The organism is Trinickia symbiotica (assembly GCF_003028655.1).
Lineage (GTDB): Bacteria > Pseudomonadota > Gammaproteobacteria > Burkholderiales > Burkholderiaceae > Trinickia > Trinickia symbiotica_A.
Genome location: NZ_PYUC01000027.1, coordinates 43,334 through 59,495 on the forward strand (window position 1 = coordinate 43,334; position 16,162 = coordinate 59,495).

Here is a 16,162-nt window from a genome sequence, read left to right on the forward strand (position 1 = left end):
TCGTATGCAATGAGCGAATTCACGGTGGAGACAGGCGACTGGCCGAGGCTCGGCGCTGACGCGACGCTCGTTCGCGACGCCGTTTTCTTCCGTGAGCAGCGCATCGCGGCGCTGCACGAGTGGGACGATGCCGACCTCGATGCGCTGCACGTCGTCGCGTATCGCGCTTCCGATCGCGGGCGCCGGCCCGTCGGCACGGGCCGGCTCTTGCCCGGCGGAGCGATCGGCCGGCTCGCGGTGCTCGAGGAAGCGCGCCGCCGCGGAATCGGCTCATGCATGCTGCGCACGTTGATCGCGCACGCGGCCGACCGGGGCGACGCGGCGGTGTGGCTCTATTCGCAATCCCGCGTCGTGCCGTTCTACGAGCTGCATGGCTTTACCAAGATGGGCGACCCGTTCGAAGAGGCCGGCGTCGAGCACGTCGAGATGCGGCGCCTTCTGACCATCCCGCCCGAAGCGCACAGTGGCGCCTCGAATACTCGCTAGCCTCCCGAGTCGACAAGCTCTATATCGAAGCTGAAGTGCCGCTCGACGCCACCGGGCCGCACGACATGATGAGAGCCGTCATCGTCGCTGCGTTCGACAATCTCCACCTCGAGGCGCGCGCCGTTCGCCGATACACGCAGGGCAGTCGTGCCGCGCGTACCGTAGTCGGGCGTTTCGATGAAGGCGGCCGAAAGCGCGCGCTCGCGCTGGAGCGGAATGCCCGTTGCGGGCAGTTCGTCGTCCCTCGCCATCCGCCTATCGCGCATCAACTCGATCAGCTCGGCCAGCTTCGCCTCTCGGTCGAGGGCGACGAGTTCGGCCAACTCGGCACGCTTGCGCACGAGCTTAGGCCAAGGCGTATCGAGCACCGCATTCGAGATGCCATGCGTCCCGGCCCGCACGAGAACGGGGGAAGCCTCGCCGCGGTTGCAGTACCAACCTAACTCGCGCCTGCGGAAGTCGCCGACGATCAGGTTGAACCCGTTGTAAATCGCGCCTCGCTCGGCCACTTCTCGCAAATAATCGAGCGGCGCGAGCGCCGCCCCCGTCAGAAAACCGGCGACGAGCGCGCCGCGCGTCGGCGCTCCGGGCCGAACGTCGCGCGGCGCCCGGTAATTCGTCAGCGCCGCGAAACGACCATCGCGCGACAGCCCGAGCCACGTACCGCCGCCTTCGAGATCGCGCCCCGCGAGCAGGTGCGGCGCGTCCCGCCACCAATCGAGCGGAGCGGTCGTGCGACGAAAAAACTCGTCGCGGTTGGCGGCCAGCGTGAAAAGCGGGCCGCGCTCGGCATCGGGCCGCCAGTCGAAGACGATGAGACACATATGGGTAGGGCGGCTCAGACCTCGGTCGGCAAAGCGTACGGCAACGGCTCGAACGCGAGCACCGGGCCATCGGCCGCGCCGAGATGGACAGAGCCTTCGTCGAGCGCGGCCAGCTTGATTTCGACGAGCGCGTCGAAACCGCCTTGCGGGGCTGCGGCAGCGTTGACGATCATGCCGCAAGGCTGAGCCGGATCGGCCGAGTGAAACACCTCGCGGCCCGGAACCACGCCCGCGGCATCGCCGAAATGCGCGAGGGCGGTACGCCGCTTGATCGTGCCGCGATAATGGCTGCGCGCGACGACTTCCTGCCCCGGGTAACATCCCTTGCGAAAATTTACCGCGCCGATCACGTCGTAGTTAACCATCTGCGGCACGAACTGCTCGACCACGGCTTGCGTGATGCGCGCTTCGCCGGCGCGGATGTCGAGCCAATCCCAGACGGCAGGACTGGCTCGCGTGAGCCTTTCCTCGAGCGCGGGCAGGCGCGCCTCGACCTCGTCCTTCGGTCCGATCCAGAGGTAGCGCGGGCGCGAGAGTGCATCGGGCACGCGGATCAGGGCGCCGGCCGGTCCGCCGACTTGCACGTGCACGCCGTCGGGCAGTGCGTCGAAAACGGCCGAAAGCGCCGCGCGCACGTCACCCGCGAAGCCGACGACGGCTACGTTGCCGGTTACGTCGACGAGTTTCGCCTTTGCGCGCAGAACGAACATCGACAGACGCTTTTGCACGCTTGCGCAAACGTCTTTCGCCAGCATCAGCCGAATCGCCTCGCCCGCGCGCCAGGCGAGCATCGTCGCGAGCAGCCGTCCCTTGGCCGAGCAGTAGCCGGCAAGCCGGGCGCTCGCCGCGTCGAGATGCTGGACATCGTTCGTGAGCTGCCCATGGAGGAATGTCGCGGCGTCGTCGCCCGTCGTCTCGATCACGCCGAATTGATCGAGCCGCATGAAGGCGCCGCGCGCGAGAACCGATTCGAATTCGGCCGATTGGGGCCGCGGCGCGGCGGGAAGCGTGGCGGGGTTCGGATTTGCGGGTACGGTGGGGACGTTCATGGAATGGGACTTCAGTCAATCCTGACTTTGGCGGATGCGATCAAGTTATTATATGAGGTCTACCTGAGCCACGTTCCGCATGTCCCTTCTGAAGAAATGCCTCGCTCTCGGGGCAGTCGCAGTCATTGCGCTTGCCGCGCTCGTTGGAGGCGGCTACTACTGGGCGATGAAGCCTGTCGCGCTCGTGGCGCCCGTCGTCGACGTGACGATCAAGCCGCACAGCAGCGTACGCAGTGTCGCGCAGCAATTGATTCGCGGCGGCGTGCCGTTCGCGCCCGAGCCTTTCATATTGATGACGCGCGCGCTCGGCCTGCAAAGCCGGCTGAAGTCGGGCAACTACGAGTTCAAGAGCGGCGTCACGCCCTACGAGGTCCTGCAAAAGCTCGCGCTCGGCGATACGAACGAGGACGTCGTCACGATCATCGAAGGCTGGACGTTTAAGCGCATGCGGGCCGAACTCGACGCCGATCCGTCGCTCAAGCACGATACGGCCGGTATGAGCGACGCGCAGCTCCTGGCCGCGATCGGCGCCTCAGAGACGGCCGTCACGAACGCGGAGGGACTGTTCTTCCCGGACACCTATCTTTTCGATAAAGGCGCGAGCGACCTCGACGTCTATCGCCGCGCCTATCGCCTGATGCAGCAGCAGCTTTTGCGGGCTTGGGCCGAGCGCGAGCCCGGCTTGCCCTATCAGTCGCCTTATGAGGCGCTGACGATGGCCTCGCTCGTCGAGAAAGAGACAGGCAAGTCGTCCGATCGTCCGCTCGTCGCCGCCGTCTTCGCGAACCGGCTGCGGCTCGGCATGCCGTTGCAGACGGACCCTGCCGTCATCTACGGCTTGGGCGACGGATACGCGGGCCACCTGCGCAAGCACGATCTGCAGAGCGACACGCCTTACAACACCTACACGCGCCGCGGCTTGCCGCCGACGCCGATCGCGCTGCCCGGCGCGGCGGCGCTCGAAGCGGCGATGCGCCCCGCGCAGACGAGCGCGCTTTACTTCGTCTCGCGAGGCGACGGGAGCAGTGTATTTTCCGATACGCTCGGCGACCACAACAAGGCCGTCGACAAGTACATTCGAGGTCAACAATAAATGGCGCGAGGCAAATTCATTACGTTCGAAGGGATCGACGGCGCGGGTAAGACGACCCATCTCGCCTGGTTTCGCGACCGGCTCGAGGAAAAGCTCGATGCGAGCGGGCGGGCCGTCATCGTCACTCGCGAGCCTGGCGGCACGCCGCTCGGCGAGTCCTTGCGCGAGCTCCTGTTGCATCGCCGGATGGATCTGGAGACCGAAGCGCTCCTGATGTTCGCCTCGCGGCGCGAGCACCTCGCGCAGGTGATCGAGCCGGCGCTGACGCGCGGCGACTGGGTGCTGAGCGACCGCTTCAGCGATGCGACCTTCGCCTACCAGGGCGGCGGGCGCGGCTTGCCGCGCGACAAGCTCGAGACACTCGAGCGCTGGGTGCAGGGCGGGTTTCAGCCGGATCTGACGGTGCTCTTCGACGTGCCGCCGCAGACGGCCAGCAAGCGGCGCAGTGCCGTACGCTCGCCGGACAAGTTCGAGAGCGAGACGGAGGCGTTTTTCGAGCGCACGCGCGCCGAGTACCTGCGGCGCGCGGACGAGGCGCCGTACCGGTTCGCGATCATCGATGCGACGCAAAGCATCGAGCGCATCCGCAAGACACTCGACGAGCTCATCGCCACGATGTGAGCGTGCCCCTTCCGAACCCCGAAGCAACGAGGCCCAACGGGAAGACCCGATCATGATTTACCCCTGGCAGCTCGACGACTGGAACCGCCTGCAAAGGCTGCGCGCGCAATGGCCGCACGCGTTGCTGCTGCACGGGCAGGCAGGGATCGGCAAACTGCATTTCGCGCAGCACCTCGCGCAGGGTCTCCTTTGCGAGGCGCCGCGAGAAAACGGCGAGCCATGTCGCGCTTGTCTCGCCTGCAACTGGTTCGTCCAAGGCAACCATCCCGACTACCGCGCGCTTGCACCGGAGGCGCTCGCAGCGGAGCTCGGCGCAGGCGGCGCCGCACCGTCCGACGAGAAAAGCGACGCGGACGATGGCAAGAAGACGCGCGCACCGAGCAAGGAAATCAAGATCGAGCAAGTGCGCGGGCTGCTCGATTTTTGCGGCGTCGGCGCGCACCGGGGGGGCGCGCGCGTCGTGCTCGTCTATCCGGCCGAGGCGCTGAACGCGGCGGCCGCCAACGCACTCTTGAAAACACTCGAAGAACCGCCGCCCGGCGTCGTGTTCCTGCTCGTATCGGCACGCATCGATCGCCTGTTGCCGACGATCGTCAGCCGCTGCCGTCAATGGCCGATGCCTACACCGTCGGCCGACCTGGCAACCGAATGGCTCGCGAGCCAAGGCGTTGACGAGGGCGCCGCATTGCTCGCCGAAGCGGGCGGTGCGCCGCTCGCGGCGCTCGCACTCGCGGCCGATGAGAACCGCGCGCTGCGCGATTTCGCGCTGAAGCAGCTCGCGGCGGGCCCCGAATGCGACGCGTTTGCCTGCGGCGAGGCGCTGCAGAAACTACCGGTACCCGTTGTGCTCGGCTGGCTGCAGCGCTGGCTGTACGATCTGCTCGCCGAGCGCACGGCTCGCCGTCCGCGCTACTTCCCGGCGGCCGAGCGCGAGCTCGCGCGCTGCGCCGCGCGCGTCGACGCCAACGCATTCGCGCGCTACTTGCGGACCGTCACGCGCGAGCGGGCGGTCGAAAATCATCCGCTCAACGCGCGCCTCGTATTCGAGGCGCTCTTCATCGGCTACCGGGAGTTGTTCATCTGACGCGGCCTTTGCACCCCTTGACCAACACGAGCCCTTTCACGATGTTTGTCGATTCCCACTGCCATATCAATTTCGAGGGCCTCGGCGACCGCCTGCCGCAGGTGCTCGAGAACATGAAGACGCATCAAGTGACGCATGCGCTTTGCGTGAGCGTCGATCTGGAGACGCTGCCCTCGGTGCTCGCGATCGCGGCCGAATACGAAAACGTCTTCGCTTCCGTCGGCGTGCACCCCGACCATGAAGACGCGCGCGAGCCGACCGTCGCCGAGCTCGTCGAGCTGGCCGGACATCCGAAAGTCGTCGCCATCGGCGAGACGGGCCTCGACTATTACCGTCTCGAAGGACGTTCGATCGCCGATATGGAATGGCAGCGGGAGCGTTTCCGCACGCACATTCGCGCCGCGCGCGCGACGCAAAAGCCGCTCATCGTTCATACGCGCGCATCGGCCGACGATACCTTGCGCATCATGGCCGAAGAGCATGCGCACGAGCCCGGCGGCGTCATGCATTGCTTCACCGAGCCATGGCCCATCGCCGAGCGCGCGCTTGCGCAGAACTTCCACATCTCGCTCTCGGGCATCGTCACGTTCAAGAACGCGCTCGACGTGCAAGACGTTGCGCGCCGCGTTCCGCTCGAGCGGCTGCTCATCGAAACCGATTCGCCGTATCTCGCTCCGGTGCCTCACCGGGGCAAGTCCAATGAACCTGCGTACGTCAGCCATGTCGGACGCTTCATCGCGCAGCTTCGCGCGATGCCCGAGGCGGAACTCGGCGCGGCGACGACGGGCAATTTCTTCCGGCTCTTCGCGGCGGCGGCGCCGCGCGCGGACTGATCCTCGACACTCGACGCCTGCTGTCAGGCAATAGAAAGGAAAAGATGGTGCAGATGAACACGCTCACGATGATTTCGGCCATATCGCGCTTCGGTGTAACGGCCCCGCTGCGGCAGAATCGGCGGTCCGGGAGGGCGTTGAGCCTGCGCCGCCTCTTGGTGGCTTGGGCGGCCCCGATCCTGGCTCTGACGATGGCGGGCCAGGCTCATGCGACCGATAAGGACGCGATCATCAAGGCCGTGAAGTTCGACGATGTCTCGGCAGTGACGAAGCTGCTCAAGCGCGGCATGGATCCGAACACGATCGACGACGAAGGCATGCCGCTCCTGGTGCTCGCGGCGCGCGAGAAATCGGACAACGTCGCGAAGCTGCTCATCGACAACCCGAACACCGATATCGAGAAACTCGACGCCCACGACGAGAACGCGATGATGCTGGCCGCGCTGAACGGCGACGCCGATCTCGTGAAGCTGCTCATCGCCAAAGGTGCGGAAGTCAACAAGAAAGGCTGGGCGCCGCTGCACTATGCCGCCGCGAACGGTCACGACGACATCGCGAAGCTGCTGATCGACAATTCGGCCTATATCGACGCCGCATCGCCGAACGGCACGACGCCGCTGATGATGGCGGCGCGCGGCAATCACGTGACGACGATGAAGGTGCTGCTCGACGGTGGGGCCGATGCCAAGCTGAAGAACCAGATCGGCATGACGGCGCTCGATTTTGCCAAGCGCTATCAAGCCAAGGATGCCACCGCGGCGCTTCAGGACATGTTCGCGCGAGAGCAAGCGGCATCGAGCGGGGTGCCTGCCGCGGGGCAAAACAGTGCAAAATGAGCGTCCTGGCGCGGCGAGGGCCGTGCCATCACGGTGTCCCCGGCGGACACGAGGCGCGAGGCTCAGGCCTTGCGCCGGGCTGGGGTGGCCGCACGTTCATCGCTCGGAGAAAAGGAAAACCATGTTGCGGGCTTTGATATGCCTCAGTGCGCTCGCCGCGCCAATTTCGGCGCTCGCGTTCACGGGAGCGCAACTCACCAAGCTGTGCGCTCAAACAGACATCGCTTCGCGCAATGCCTGCAAGGGCTATGTGCAGGGCGCGGCCGACGGCGTCTACAACACGATCGACGCGATTGGCGGCACCACGGGCCCCCGGGTCGGCCAGTACTTCTGCCTGCCGCCGAAGACAACGCCGCAATCGCTCGTCGATGCCGTCCGCAAGTACGTGGCGGAAGACCCGCGGGCCGGCGATTACAACGCGAGCACGGTCGTCTCGCTCGGTCTCGGTAAGGCCTATCCCTGCAAAGGACGCGACTGACGCGGGACGCACCCTCAAATGCTTGCCGATTGTTTCTCGACTGTAACAGCGGGGAATAAGTGAAAACGGTGCATTGGCTTGCGGGAGCCGTACGGAATAATGGAGGTCAGCGCGCCGCGGACGGCGGGCGGGGCTCACGAACGCCGTGGCCCGCTCGTCTTGCGCGTCGGTTGCGCCATCAAACGTTTGCCGGATCGGCGAACCAACCCTCGTTCGCATGGAGTGCAGGCAATGAAAATAGCGCAGATCGCACCGCTCACCGAATCCGTGCCGCCGCGGCTCTATGGCGGCACCGAGCGCGTCGTCTCGTACATCACCGAGGCGCTCGTCGAACTCGGCCATGACGTCACGCTCTTCGCAAGCGGCGATTCGAAGACGACCGCCAAGCTGGAAGCCGTCTGGCCGCGCGCGCTGCGTCTCGATCCCGCGATCCGCGACCGCGTGGCGCCCCACATGCTGCTGATGGAACTCGTGCGCCGCCGTGCCGAAGAGTTCGACGTGCTGCACTTCCACATGGATTACTACTCGTTTTCGCTGTTCAAGCGGCAGGAAACGCCGTTCGTCACGACGCTGCACGGGCGGCTCGACTTGCCGGAACAGCAGCCGGTCTTCGATACGTTCAACACAGCGCCCGTCATTTCGATCTCGAACGCGCAGCGCCAGCCGTTGCCGCAGGCGAAATGGCTCACGACCGTCTATCACGGCCTGCCTGAGAGGCTTTATCAGCCGCAGCCGACCGAGCAAAGGTACCTCGCGTTTCTCGGCCGCATCTCGCCTGAAAAGCGCGTTGATATCGCGATTCGCATCGCCGCCCACTGCGGGTTGCCGATCCGCATCGCGGCCAAGATCGACGCCGCCGATCGGGAGTATTTCGACCGCGAAATCAAGCCGCTCTTCGACTTGCCCCACGTCGAGTACATCGGCGAAATCGCCGACGATCAGAAGGCCGAATTCCTGTCGGGCGCACACGCGCTTCTTTTTCCCGTCGATTGGCCGGAGCCGTTCGGGCTCGTCATGATCGAGGCGATGGCCTGCGGCACGCCCGTCATCGCGTTCAATCGCGGCTCGGTGCCCGAGGTCATCGACGAGGGGGTGTCGGGCTTCATCGTGGAGGATGAAATCAGCGCGGTGGCGGCCGTCAACCGGCTCCACATGCTGCCGCGCGAAGCCGTGCGCAGGCGCTTCGAAGAGCGCTTCACCTCGCATCACATGGCGAGACAGTATCTCGCCGCCTATCAGACGGTGATTCGCGCGCAGAAGCGCTCGCGCTTCAAGGTGATCGATTCGGCCTCGACCTGAGGCGCGAGCGCCGGCGGGGAAGGGAAGCAGGAAAGGCGCGCGGCGCCTGCGCGCCGCGCGATGAAGACACGCATCAGATGTTGATGCGCGTGATTTTCATGCCTTGCAGCGAGAGGTCGGCCATGAGCCCTGCATTCGTCAGGACGATGACCTGGACCGGCTTAGTCGCCGACGTCGTATCGACGGCCCCGTTGGCCCCCATCTTCAGCAGCGCAACCGACGCATCGCCGCCCGCGGACCAGCCTTGACGCGATTCGAACGATTTCAGCGCATCGTCGGTCATGAAGAGGAAGACGACGGCTTTCGATTGCGCGCCGGCCTGCAGGCCGAACGAACCGGAAACGAGATTGTAGTAGGCGTAAGTGGTCCCGCCCGTACGTAGCGCGCCCTCGCCATATTCGCCGCCGACGACGAACCCGGCCTGTAGGACGCGCGGGAACACGAGGACGCCGCGCGCGCGAGACACCAGCTCCCGGGAGCCGGGCACTTGCGCGTACATGCGCGAGAGCGTGGCATCGACGCCGGCATTGATGTCCTGGCGCTTGGACGCATTGGTGCCGGGGCTTTCGCCCACCGGATTGCCCTTATTGGTGGTTGCCGTACAGCCCGCGAGCACCAAGCTGCCGGCCACGACGGCACCCGCCGCCTTCAGTACGAAACTTCCTTTTTGCATGGCTCTCTCCGTGGGTATCCGTCGGTCAAACCTGCAACGGCAGGCCTGGACGATAATCGGAACGCAGTCATGCGTTCCCGCTCGCGCGAGAAGGCGTGACGAACAGGGCGAAGCACAGCGCATGCCTGGACCTGTCCCGAATTCGGCTTAGTGTGGCGCCGAGCTCTTCGGGATCGGCGGCCGCCGCAGCGCGCGTCGAATCCCCGCGATGACGACCCCCAGCGCGAAGAGAAACGCCGCCGGCACGACCCAGTAGCCGACGAACGCGTGCCAGAGATAGCTCACGAGCGTATCTCGCCTCAGCGCGTATTCGTCGATCGCCGCTTGATGGCGCGGCGCGTTGGCCGCGAGGACGTCCGGCGGACAACCGGCCGCGCGCGCCTCGTCGGGTGTTCCATGACAGCGTGCAGGAGCGCCCGCCGCCCGCTGCCCGTCGGTGAATTCCCACGTCGTCAGCGCGCGATCGCGATCGACGATGTTGTAGCTCATTTCCTCGCGGATCTCGTGGACCGCGACGATCGCCACCGGCACGGCCCAAACGAGGATCGTCACGATCCAGCGCTTGACCCACCGGTTGTGTCTCCATGCCATTCCTGCCTCCGCTATGCATTGCGCATCGACGACGAGAGGGCGGCCTTTGGCGTTTCTGTTTTCGATTGGGAAAGCGGCCGTCTTGGCAGCCATCATAGAAGAAATGCGACGAATCGTCGCGGCCATGGGGAGACAATGCGGACCAACCGGTAAATTCTTCAATGTTTCCGGCATTTGACGCACCGGCTCCGCCGTTCGCGCGCAGGCACTTGCGGCTGACGCAAAGACGGCAAGCCGCGCCGATTGTGCTTTGGGCAGGGAATGGGTCTTGCATCTGCCCCAACCGGCCCGCCTACCACGCGGCGCGCGCGGGCCGGGGCGAAGCCGATGGCGCTCGACCGCTTCTTTCGACCGCTTCTTTGCGCCGAACCATTCGCATTCGTGCTGTGGCACGGGGGTTCAAGCTATGTTGGAGCCGTTCACCGAGCAGTACAAGGGATACGCGATCGGCGTTCAAGCTTTGCGGCGGGCCAAGGAGCCGGACGAGCCGGCCGACGCGCCGCGTCGCTTCGACATCGTCGTGACGATCGCGCGCAAGTCGCGCGGCGAGCGCGCGAAGGCGGAAATGTTCGGTGTTCCCGAGCACGCTCCGCTCGACGACCAACTGGAGGCGCACAAAATCGGTCTGCAATACGCCCGCGACATCATCGACGGGAAAGTCGACGGATCTTCGGTCGATAAACTCTAGCGGCCGCCCCAATCTCCTTGAGTCGAGTCCGCGGCAGGGCTCGGCGACCCGTTCACGTCTTCTTCCGGCGTCGGTCAGGGAAACCCCCGACCGATGCCAAATCAACTCTCCTTGCGTACGCTGCTAAAACGGTACAGCATAGGCGGGCCGGATCGCGCCTGTCGATGCGCGCCGGGCTCGGCGCCTTGCTCAGTCACCGCAGCCGCAAACGTTTGACGCAGGCGGCCGAATCAAAAACCGCGGCTCTCGCGAGCCCGAATAAAAGGAAAAGGAGAACCTCATGAATGATCGCACCCGTCGCCGCTTCGTTGCCGCTGCCGCGACGCTCTTCGCCATCGCGCTCACGCCGCTCGCCGCGACCGAGGCCATCGCGCAAACAGCGAAGAAACCCAAGGTCGCACTCGTCATGAAATCGCTTGCCAACGAATTCTTCCTGACGATGGAGACCGGCGCGAAGGACTATCAGAAGCACAATCCCAGCAAGTTCGATCTGATCACGAACGGCATCAAGAACGAAACCGACACGGCGGCGCAAATCAACATCGTCGAACAGATGATCAATTCGCACGTCGATGCGATCGTGCTCGCACCGGCGGATTCGAAGGCGCTTGTGCCCGTCGTCAAAAAGGCGGTCGACGCCGGCATCATCGTCGTCAATATCGACAACCGGCTCGATCCCGACGTGCTGAAATCCAAGGATCTGAACGTACCGTTCGTCGGCCCGGACAACGCGAAGGGCGCGGAGGAGGTGGGCGACTATCTCGCGAAGAAGCTCAAGGCCGGCGACGAAGTCGGCATCATCGAGGGCGTGTCGACGACGACGAACGCGCAGCAGCGCACGGCCGGCTTCAAGGCCGCGATGCAGAAGGTCGGCGCGAAGATCGATTCGGTCCAGTCTGGCGAGTGGGAAATCGATAAAGGCAACGCGATCGCCTCTGCGATGCTGAATCAATATCCGAACTTGAAGGCGCTCCTCTGCGGCAACGACAATATGGCGATCGGCGCCGTCTCGGCCGTGCGCGCGGCCGGCAAGCAGGGCAAGGTGTACGTGGTCGGCTACGACAACATCGGCGCGATCAAGCCGATGCTCAAAGACGGCCGAGTGCTCGCGACAGCGGATCAGTACGCGGCCAAGCAAGCCGTATTCGGGATCGACGTCGCGCTGAAGGCGATCGAGGAGCACAAGAAGCAGTCCGAGCTGTCGCAGGTCGTCGAAACACCCGTCGACCTGGTGACGAAGGCGGGCACACAGACAGCCGCGAAGTAGTCACTCGGAGTGGCTTGCCGCCGGCGCGGCGCGGCCCCGCCCGGCACGCGGCAGGGCGGGGCCGCGGTCGCTGCCCGATCCAACTCCGCCAGCGGAACGTAAGGAAGCCTTCCGGCGGATTCGCGAGCCGCGCCGAATTCGTCAGCCAATTGACTCAAGAAATGCCCGCCACTGCCGTTAGCGTTGTATAGGGCTGGAGGAGCGCGAACCGGACGCGCTGACTTTGGCCGGCCCAACCCGGGACCGAGCAAGTCATGCGGCAGCGCGACACGCGATGTCGCCGGCGACCACGGCGGCCTCGAGAACACGGATGATGGATTCGATCGACCACGACGAAACGAACGCAGTGCTCGAAGTGATCGGCATCGGCAAAACCTACGCCGAGCCCGTTCTCGCCGACGTGACGCTCGCGCTTCATGCGGGCGAGGTGCTGGCCCTGACCGGGGAAAACGGCGCCGGCAAAAGCACGCTGTCCAAGATCATAGGCGGGCTCGTGACGCCGACCACGGGCACGATGCGCCTGGGCGGCCGGCCCTATGCGCCGGCGAGCCGCCAGGAAGCCGAAGCGCTCGGCGTGCGCATGGTGATGCAGGAGTTGAACCTGTTGCCGACGCTGTCGGTGGCGGAGAACCTCTTTTTCGATTGCCTGCCGCGGCGCGGACCGCGTGCGCTGGGCTGGGTCGATCGCCGTCGGCTCGCCGACGACGCGCGCGCCGCGATGGCGCGCGTAGGACTCGACTCGATCGACCCCGGCACGCCGGTCGGCTCGCTCGGCATCGGCCATCAGCAGATGGTGGAGATCGCGCGCAACCTGATCGGGGAGACGCGCCTGCTCATTTTCGACGAGCCGACCGCGATGCTGACCGCGCGCGAGGTCGACCTGCTGTTCGAGCAAATCAAGCGATTGAAGGCAAGCGGCGTCGCGGTGGTCTACATTTCACACAGGCTCGAGGAGCTCGCGCGGATTGCCGAGCGGGTAGCCGTACTGCGCGACGGTCGGCTCGTCCACGCGGGAGCGATGGCTGACGTCACGACCGACCGGCTGGTGACGAAGATGGTGGGACGCGAGATCGGCGAGCGCATCGAGTTGGGCGTTCGCAAGCTCGGCGCGCCGTTGCTCAGGGTCGAAGCGCTCGGGCGCGGCGACGTCGTCCGCGATGTGTCGTTCGAAGTCCGCGAGGGTGAGATCTTTGGCGTGAGCGGGCTGATCGGAGCCGGTCGCACGGAATTGATGCGGCTCATCTACGGCGCGGACACGGCCGATCGCGGCACGGTGTCCGTCGGGCGGCCTCCCATGCCCGTGCGCATCGGCTCGCCCGCCGATGCGGTGAGGCACGGCATCGTGCTCATTACAGAGGACCGAAAGGGCGAGGGCCTGCTGCTGCCTCACTCAATCGCCGCGAACGTGTCGCTCGGCAATACGGCGAGCGTGGCGAGTTGGGGACTCATCGACGGGCGCCGAGAGGCGGCACTCGCCCGGCGGCAAATGCAAGTGTTGCACGTGCGTGCCGCGGGGCCCGCGCAGCCGGTCGCCGAGCTCTCGGGCGGGAACCAGCAAAAGGTGGTGATCGGCCGGTGGCTCGCGCGCGACGCGAATGTCCTGCTCTTCGACGAGCCGACGCGCGGCATCGACGTGGGCGCCAAGTTCGACATCTACGGGCTGATGGGAGCGCTTTCGCGCGAAGGACGCGCGCTCGTCGTCGTCTCGAGCGACCTGCGCGAGCTGATGCTGATTTGCGACCGCATCGCCGTCATGTCGGCCGGACGTCTCACCGGCATCTTCGAGCGTGACGGCTGGACACAGGATGCGCTGCTCGCGGCGGCTTTCGCCGGACATCTGGGCAATGGGGGCGCACCGCAAGCGCCCGCCAACGCGTTGAACGCACGGAGACCGTCATGACCGAACAATCGGCGCGCCCCGACGGCGCGCAGGCCGAACCGTCCCGCGTGCGGCAAGAAACCGCCGCCGGGCTCCTGACTGAAGCGGCGAGCGCGCGGCCGACCGGCACGCGGCTCGGCATTTCGAATTACCTTGGGCTCGCCGGTGCGCTCTTTGCGATGATTGCGCTCTTCTCGCTTTTGAGCTCGCATTTCCTGACATACGAAACGTTCAGTACGATCGCCAACCAGATCCCTGACCTGGTCGTCATGTCGGTCGGCATGACCTTCGTGCTGATCATCGCGGGAATCGACTTGTCCGTCGGCTCGGTGCTCGCCCTCGCGGCCTCGGTCGTAAGCGTGGCTTCGCTCAAATGGGGATGGGCGGCGCTGCCCGCGGCGGTCGTCGGCATGGCGGCGGCGGCGCTGACCGGGGCGATCACGGGTGCCGTGACAGTCGGCTGGCGCATTCCCTCGTTCATCGTCTCGCTCGGCGTGCTCGAGGCGGCGCGCGGGCTCGCCTATCAGATGACGAATTCGCGCACCGCCTATATCGGCGATGCGTTCGATTTCCTGTCGAATCCTATCGCGGTGGGCATCTCTCCGGCATTTCTGCTCGCGGTGGCCGTCATGATCGTCGCTCAGCTCGCACTGACGCGCACCGTGTTCGGCCGCCATCTCGTCGGCATCGGCACGAACGAGGAGGCCGTCCGGCTGGCGGGCGTCGATCCGCGACCTTACAAGGTCGCCGTGTTCGCCCTGATGGGCGCGCTTTCGGGTCTGGCGGCGCTTTTTCAGGTGTCACGCCTCGAGGCAGCCGATCCGAATGCCGGCGCCGGGCTCGAGCTGCAGGTCATCGCGGCAGTCGTGATAGGCGGCACGAGCCTGATGGGCGGCCGCGGATCCGTGATCAGCACCTTCTTCGGCGTGCTGATCATCTCGGTGCTGGCGGCGGGGCTAGCGCAGATCGGCGCGAACGAGCCGACCAAGCGGATCATCACGGGCGCCGTGATCGTCGTCGCGGTGGTGCTCGACACCTACCGCAGCCGGCGCAAGCGCGGTTGATGGAAAGGCGTCTTTGTCCGCCACGCGGGGAACGTGGCGGACAAAGACGGAAGAAACAAGCACAATCGGGGTTGCCGGCCATCGTTGCGCCGGTCAAGAAAAACAAGCGAGAGAGAAACAGGTTATGGCGACGATCAAGGATGTGGCAGCCATGGCTGGTGTGTCGTTCACGACGGTATCACACGTGGTCAACAACACGCGGCCGGTATCGGCCGACGTGCGCGCGAAAGTCGAGCGCGCCATCCGCCAGCTCAACTACGTACCGTCGGCGGTGGCGCGCTCATTGAAGGCGCGCTCGACGGCAACGATCGGGCTCGTCGTGCCGAACAGCACCAATCCTTACTTTGCCGAGCTCGCGCGCGGCATCGAGGACGGCTGCGCGCGCGCGGGCTATTGCATGTTCTTCTGCAATTCCGACGACGAGCCGGCCAAGCAGCGCAACTATCTGCGCGTGCTGGAGGAAAAGCGTACGGACGGAATCATCGTGGCGTCCGCCGGGGACGATGCCGTGCTGGCGGAAAGCCTCGCGGACGCGCGCGAGCCGCTCGTCGTCGTCGATCGCAACATCGAGGGCCTCGCCGCCGACCTGGTTCAGATCGATCACGAGCGCGGCGCTTATCTGGCGACGCGGCATCTGCTCGAGCTCGGACACGTAAGGATCGGGTGCATCACCGGGCCCGTGACAGCGGCGGTGAGCGCCATGCGCGTGCACGGCTTCATTCGGGCCATGGCGGAACGCGGCATCGAAATCGAGCCGAGCGCGATCGTCGAAAGCGATTTTTCGGCCGGGGGCGGGCAGGAAGCGGCGGGAAAGCTCTTCGATACGGTCAAGCCGACCGCCATCTTCGCTTGCAACGACATGATGGGAATCGGCGCGCTGCGCGTCGCGGCCGTACGCGGCATTCGCGTGCCGGAGCAGTGCTCGATCATCGGTTTCGACGACATCGAGTTGAGCGGGTACACCTATCCGGCGCTCTCGACCGTCGGCCAGTCCGTGCGCGCGCTCGGCGAGGCGGCGGCCGCGATGCTGATCGAGCGCATCTGCGGCGAACTCACCGGGCCGACACGCCGGCGCGTCATTACGCCGCGCCTCGTGCTGCGCGAGTCGACGGCCGTCTGCATGGGCGTCGAGCTCGACGCATGACGGCGCGTAGCGCCTCCGAGGCGCGGGTTTCCTCGGGGGGGCTCTGGACACGAAGTGCCTCAAGCGCACCGACGACAACGCCGTTAAACACGGTATGAACGACGCATGTGCGCCGCGAATGCTGCACCGGAGGCGACGCACGTGCTCCCGCGCCGTCCGTGATCCCACCCGCGGCGATGTGCTCCGCTTCCGCAATGGCTTCGCGCACGAAATCCGCATAACCGCCCGCATTGGCGGCGTTGTCCGACTGGTT

17 protein-coding genes are annotated in these 16,162 nt (G+C 65.7%); 13 read left to right on the plus strand and 4 right to left on the minus strand.

Features of this window, described 5'->3' with window-relative positions:
• The first annotated feature begins 9 nt into the window (after nt 1–9).
• The gene (locus C9I57_RS31085; protein WP_107154348.1) at nt 10–486 is read left to right on the plus strand and encodes a GNAT family N-acetyltransferase; all 477 of its coding nucleotides are present in this window, start codon (nt 10–12) and stop codon (nt 484–486) included.
• On the opposite strand, the gene C9I57_RS31090 is transcribed toward C9I57_RS31085, so the two are convergent.
• Together C9I57_RS31090 and ygfZ are read right to left on the minus strand one after the other, a co-directional pair.
• Complete coding sequence (locus C9I57_RS31090; RefSeq protein ID WP_107154349.1) at nt 483–1,310, minus strand: NRDE family protein; 828 nt, start codon at nt 1,308–1,310, stop codon at nt 483–485. The two genes, C9I57_RS31085 and C9I57_RS31090, sit on opposite strands and share 4 nt — an antisense overlap.
• 14 nt (nt 1,311–1,324) lie before the next feature.
• Nucleotides 1,325–2,359 (minus strand): CAF17-like 4Fe-4S cluster assembly/insertion protein YgfZ, encoded by a 1,035-nt coding sequence (gene ygfZ / locus C9I57_RS31095; RefSeq protein ID WP_107154350.1) that lies wholly within the window; start codon nt 2,357–2,359, stop codon nt 1,325–1,327.
• A gap of 79 nt (nt 2,360–2,438) precedes the next feature.
• Here ygfZ and mltG point away from each other — a divergent pair, with 79 nt between their 5' ends.
• The 7 genes from mltG (at nt 2,439) to C9I57_RS31130 (ending at nt 8,603) form a co-directional block, all read left to right on the plus strand.
• Nucleotides 2,439–3,452, plus strand: coding sequence for an endolytic transglycosylase MltG (mltG, locus tag C9I57_RS31100; RefSeq protein ID WP_107154351.1), 1,014 nt, complete (start codon nt 2,439–2,441; stop codon nt 3,450–3,452).
• Entirely contained in the window at nt 3,453–4,073 is a 621-nt protein-coding gene (gene tmk, locus C9I57_RS31105; RefSeq protein WP_107154352.1) for a dTMP kinase, read from the plus strand.
• Nucleotides 4,074–4,125: 52 nt separating this feature from the next.
• Nucleotides 4,126–5,157: a DNA polymerase III subunit delta' gene (locus C9I57_RS31110; RefSeq protein WP_107154353.1), complete on the plus strand. Its 1,032-nt coding sequence runs from the start codon at nt 4,126–4,128 to the stop codon at nt 5,155–5,157.
• Between the two features lie 41 nt (nt 5,158–5,198).
• Nucleotides 5,199–5,990 (plus strand): TatD family hydrolase, encoded by a 792-nt coding sequence (locus C9I57_RS31115; protein WP_107154354.1) that lies wholly within the window; start codon nt 5,199–5,201, stop codon nt 5,988–5,990.
• A 44-nt stretch (nt 5,991–6,034) separates the two neighbouring features.
• A complete protein-coding gene (locus C9I57_RS31120; RefSeq protein WP_107154355.1) occupies nt 6,035–6,826 on the plus strand; it encodes an ankyrin repeat domain-containing protein in 792 nt (263 codons plus the stop codon).
• 121 nt (nt 6,827–6,947) lie between these two features.
• Nucleotides 6,948–7,304 carry a Rap1a/Tai family immunity protein gene (locus tag C9I57_RS31125; protein ID WP_107154356.1) on the plus strand — a complete coding sequence of 119 codons (357 nt, stop codon included), beginning with the start codon at nt 6,948–6,950 and terminating at the stop codon, nt 7,302–7,304.
• A gap of 231 nt (nt 7,305–7,535) precedes the next feature.
• Entirely contained in the window at nt 7,536–8,603 is a 1,068-nt protein-coding gene (locus C9I57_RS31130) for a glycosyltransferase family 4 protein (protein WP_107154357.1), read from the plus strand.
• Nucleotides 8,604–8,676: 73 nt separating this feature from the next.
• On the opposite strand, the gene C9I57_RS31135 is transcribed toward C9I57_RS31130, so the two are convergent.
• Entirely contained in the window at nt 8,677–9,276 is a 600-nt protein-coding gene (locus tag C9I57_RS31135) for a BPSL1445 family SYLF domain-containing lipoprotein (RefSeq protein ID WP_107154358.1), read from the minus strand.
• A gap of 147 nt (nt 9,277–9,423) precedes the next feature.
• Nucleotides 9,424–9,867 carry a hypothetical protein gene (locus C9I57_RS31140; RefSeq protein WP_107154365.1) on the minus strand — a complete coding sequence of 148 codons (444 nt, stop codon included), beginning with the start codon at nt 9,865–9,867 and terminating at the stop codon, nt 9,424–9,426.
• A gap of 406 nt (nt 9,868–10,273) precedes the next feature.
• Here C9I57_RS31140 and C9I57_RS31145 point away from each other — a divergent pair, with 406 nt between their 5' ends.
• The 5 genes from C9I57_RS31145 (at nt 10,274) to C9I57_RS31165 (ending at nt 15,909) form a co-directional block, all read left to right on the plus strand.
• Entirely contained in the window at nt 10,274–10,555 is a 282-nt protein-coding gene (locus tag C9I57_RS31145; RefSeq protein ID WP_107154359.1) for a hypothetical protein, read from the plus strand.
• 280 nt (nt 10,556–10,835) lie between these two features.
• Nucleotides 10,836–11,822: a sugar ABC transporter substrate-binding protein gene (locus C9I57_RS31150; protein ID WP_107154360.1), complete on the plus strand. Its 987-nt coding sequence runs from the start codon at nt 10,836–10,838 to the stop codon at nt 11,820–11,822.
• 313 nt (nt 11,823–12,135) lie between these two features.
• Nucleotides 12,136–13,722, plus strand: coding sequence for a sugar ABC transporter ATP-binding protein (locus C9I57_RS31155; RefSeq protein ID WP_258187921.1), 1,587 nt, complete (start codon nt 12,136–12,138; stop codon nt 13,720–13,722).
• Complete coding sequence (locus C9I57_RS31160; RefSeq protein WP_107154362.1) at nt 13,719–14,765, plus strand: ABC transporter permease; 1,047 nt, start codon at nt 13,719–13,721, stop codon at nt 14,763–14,765. The genes C9I57_RS31155 and C9I57_RS31160 overlap by 4 nt, the downstream gene beginning before the upstream one ends.
• A gap of 124 nt (nt 14,766–14,889) precedes the next feature.
• Nucleotides 14,890–15,909, plus strand: coding sequence for a LacI family DNA-binding transcriptional regulator (locus C9I57_RS31165; protein ID WP_107154363.1), 1,020 nt, complete (start codon nt 14,890–14,892; stop codon nt 15,907–15,909).
• Nucleotides 15,910–16,162 lie beyond the last annotated feature (253 nt).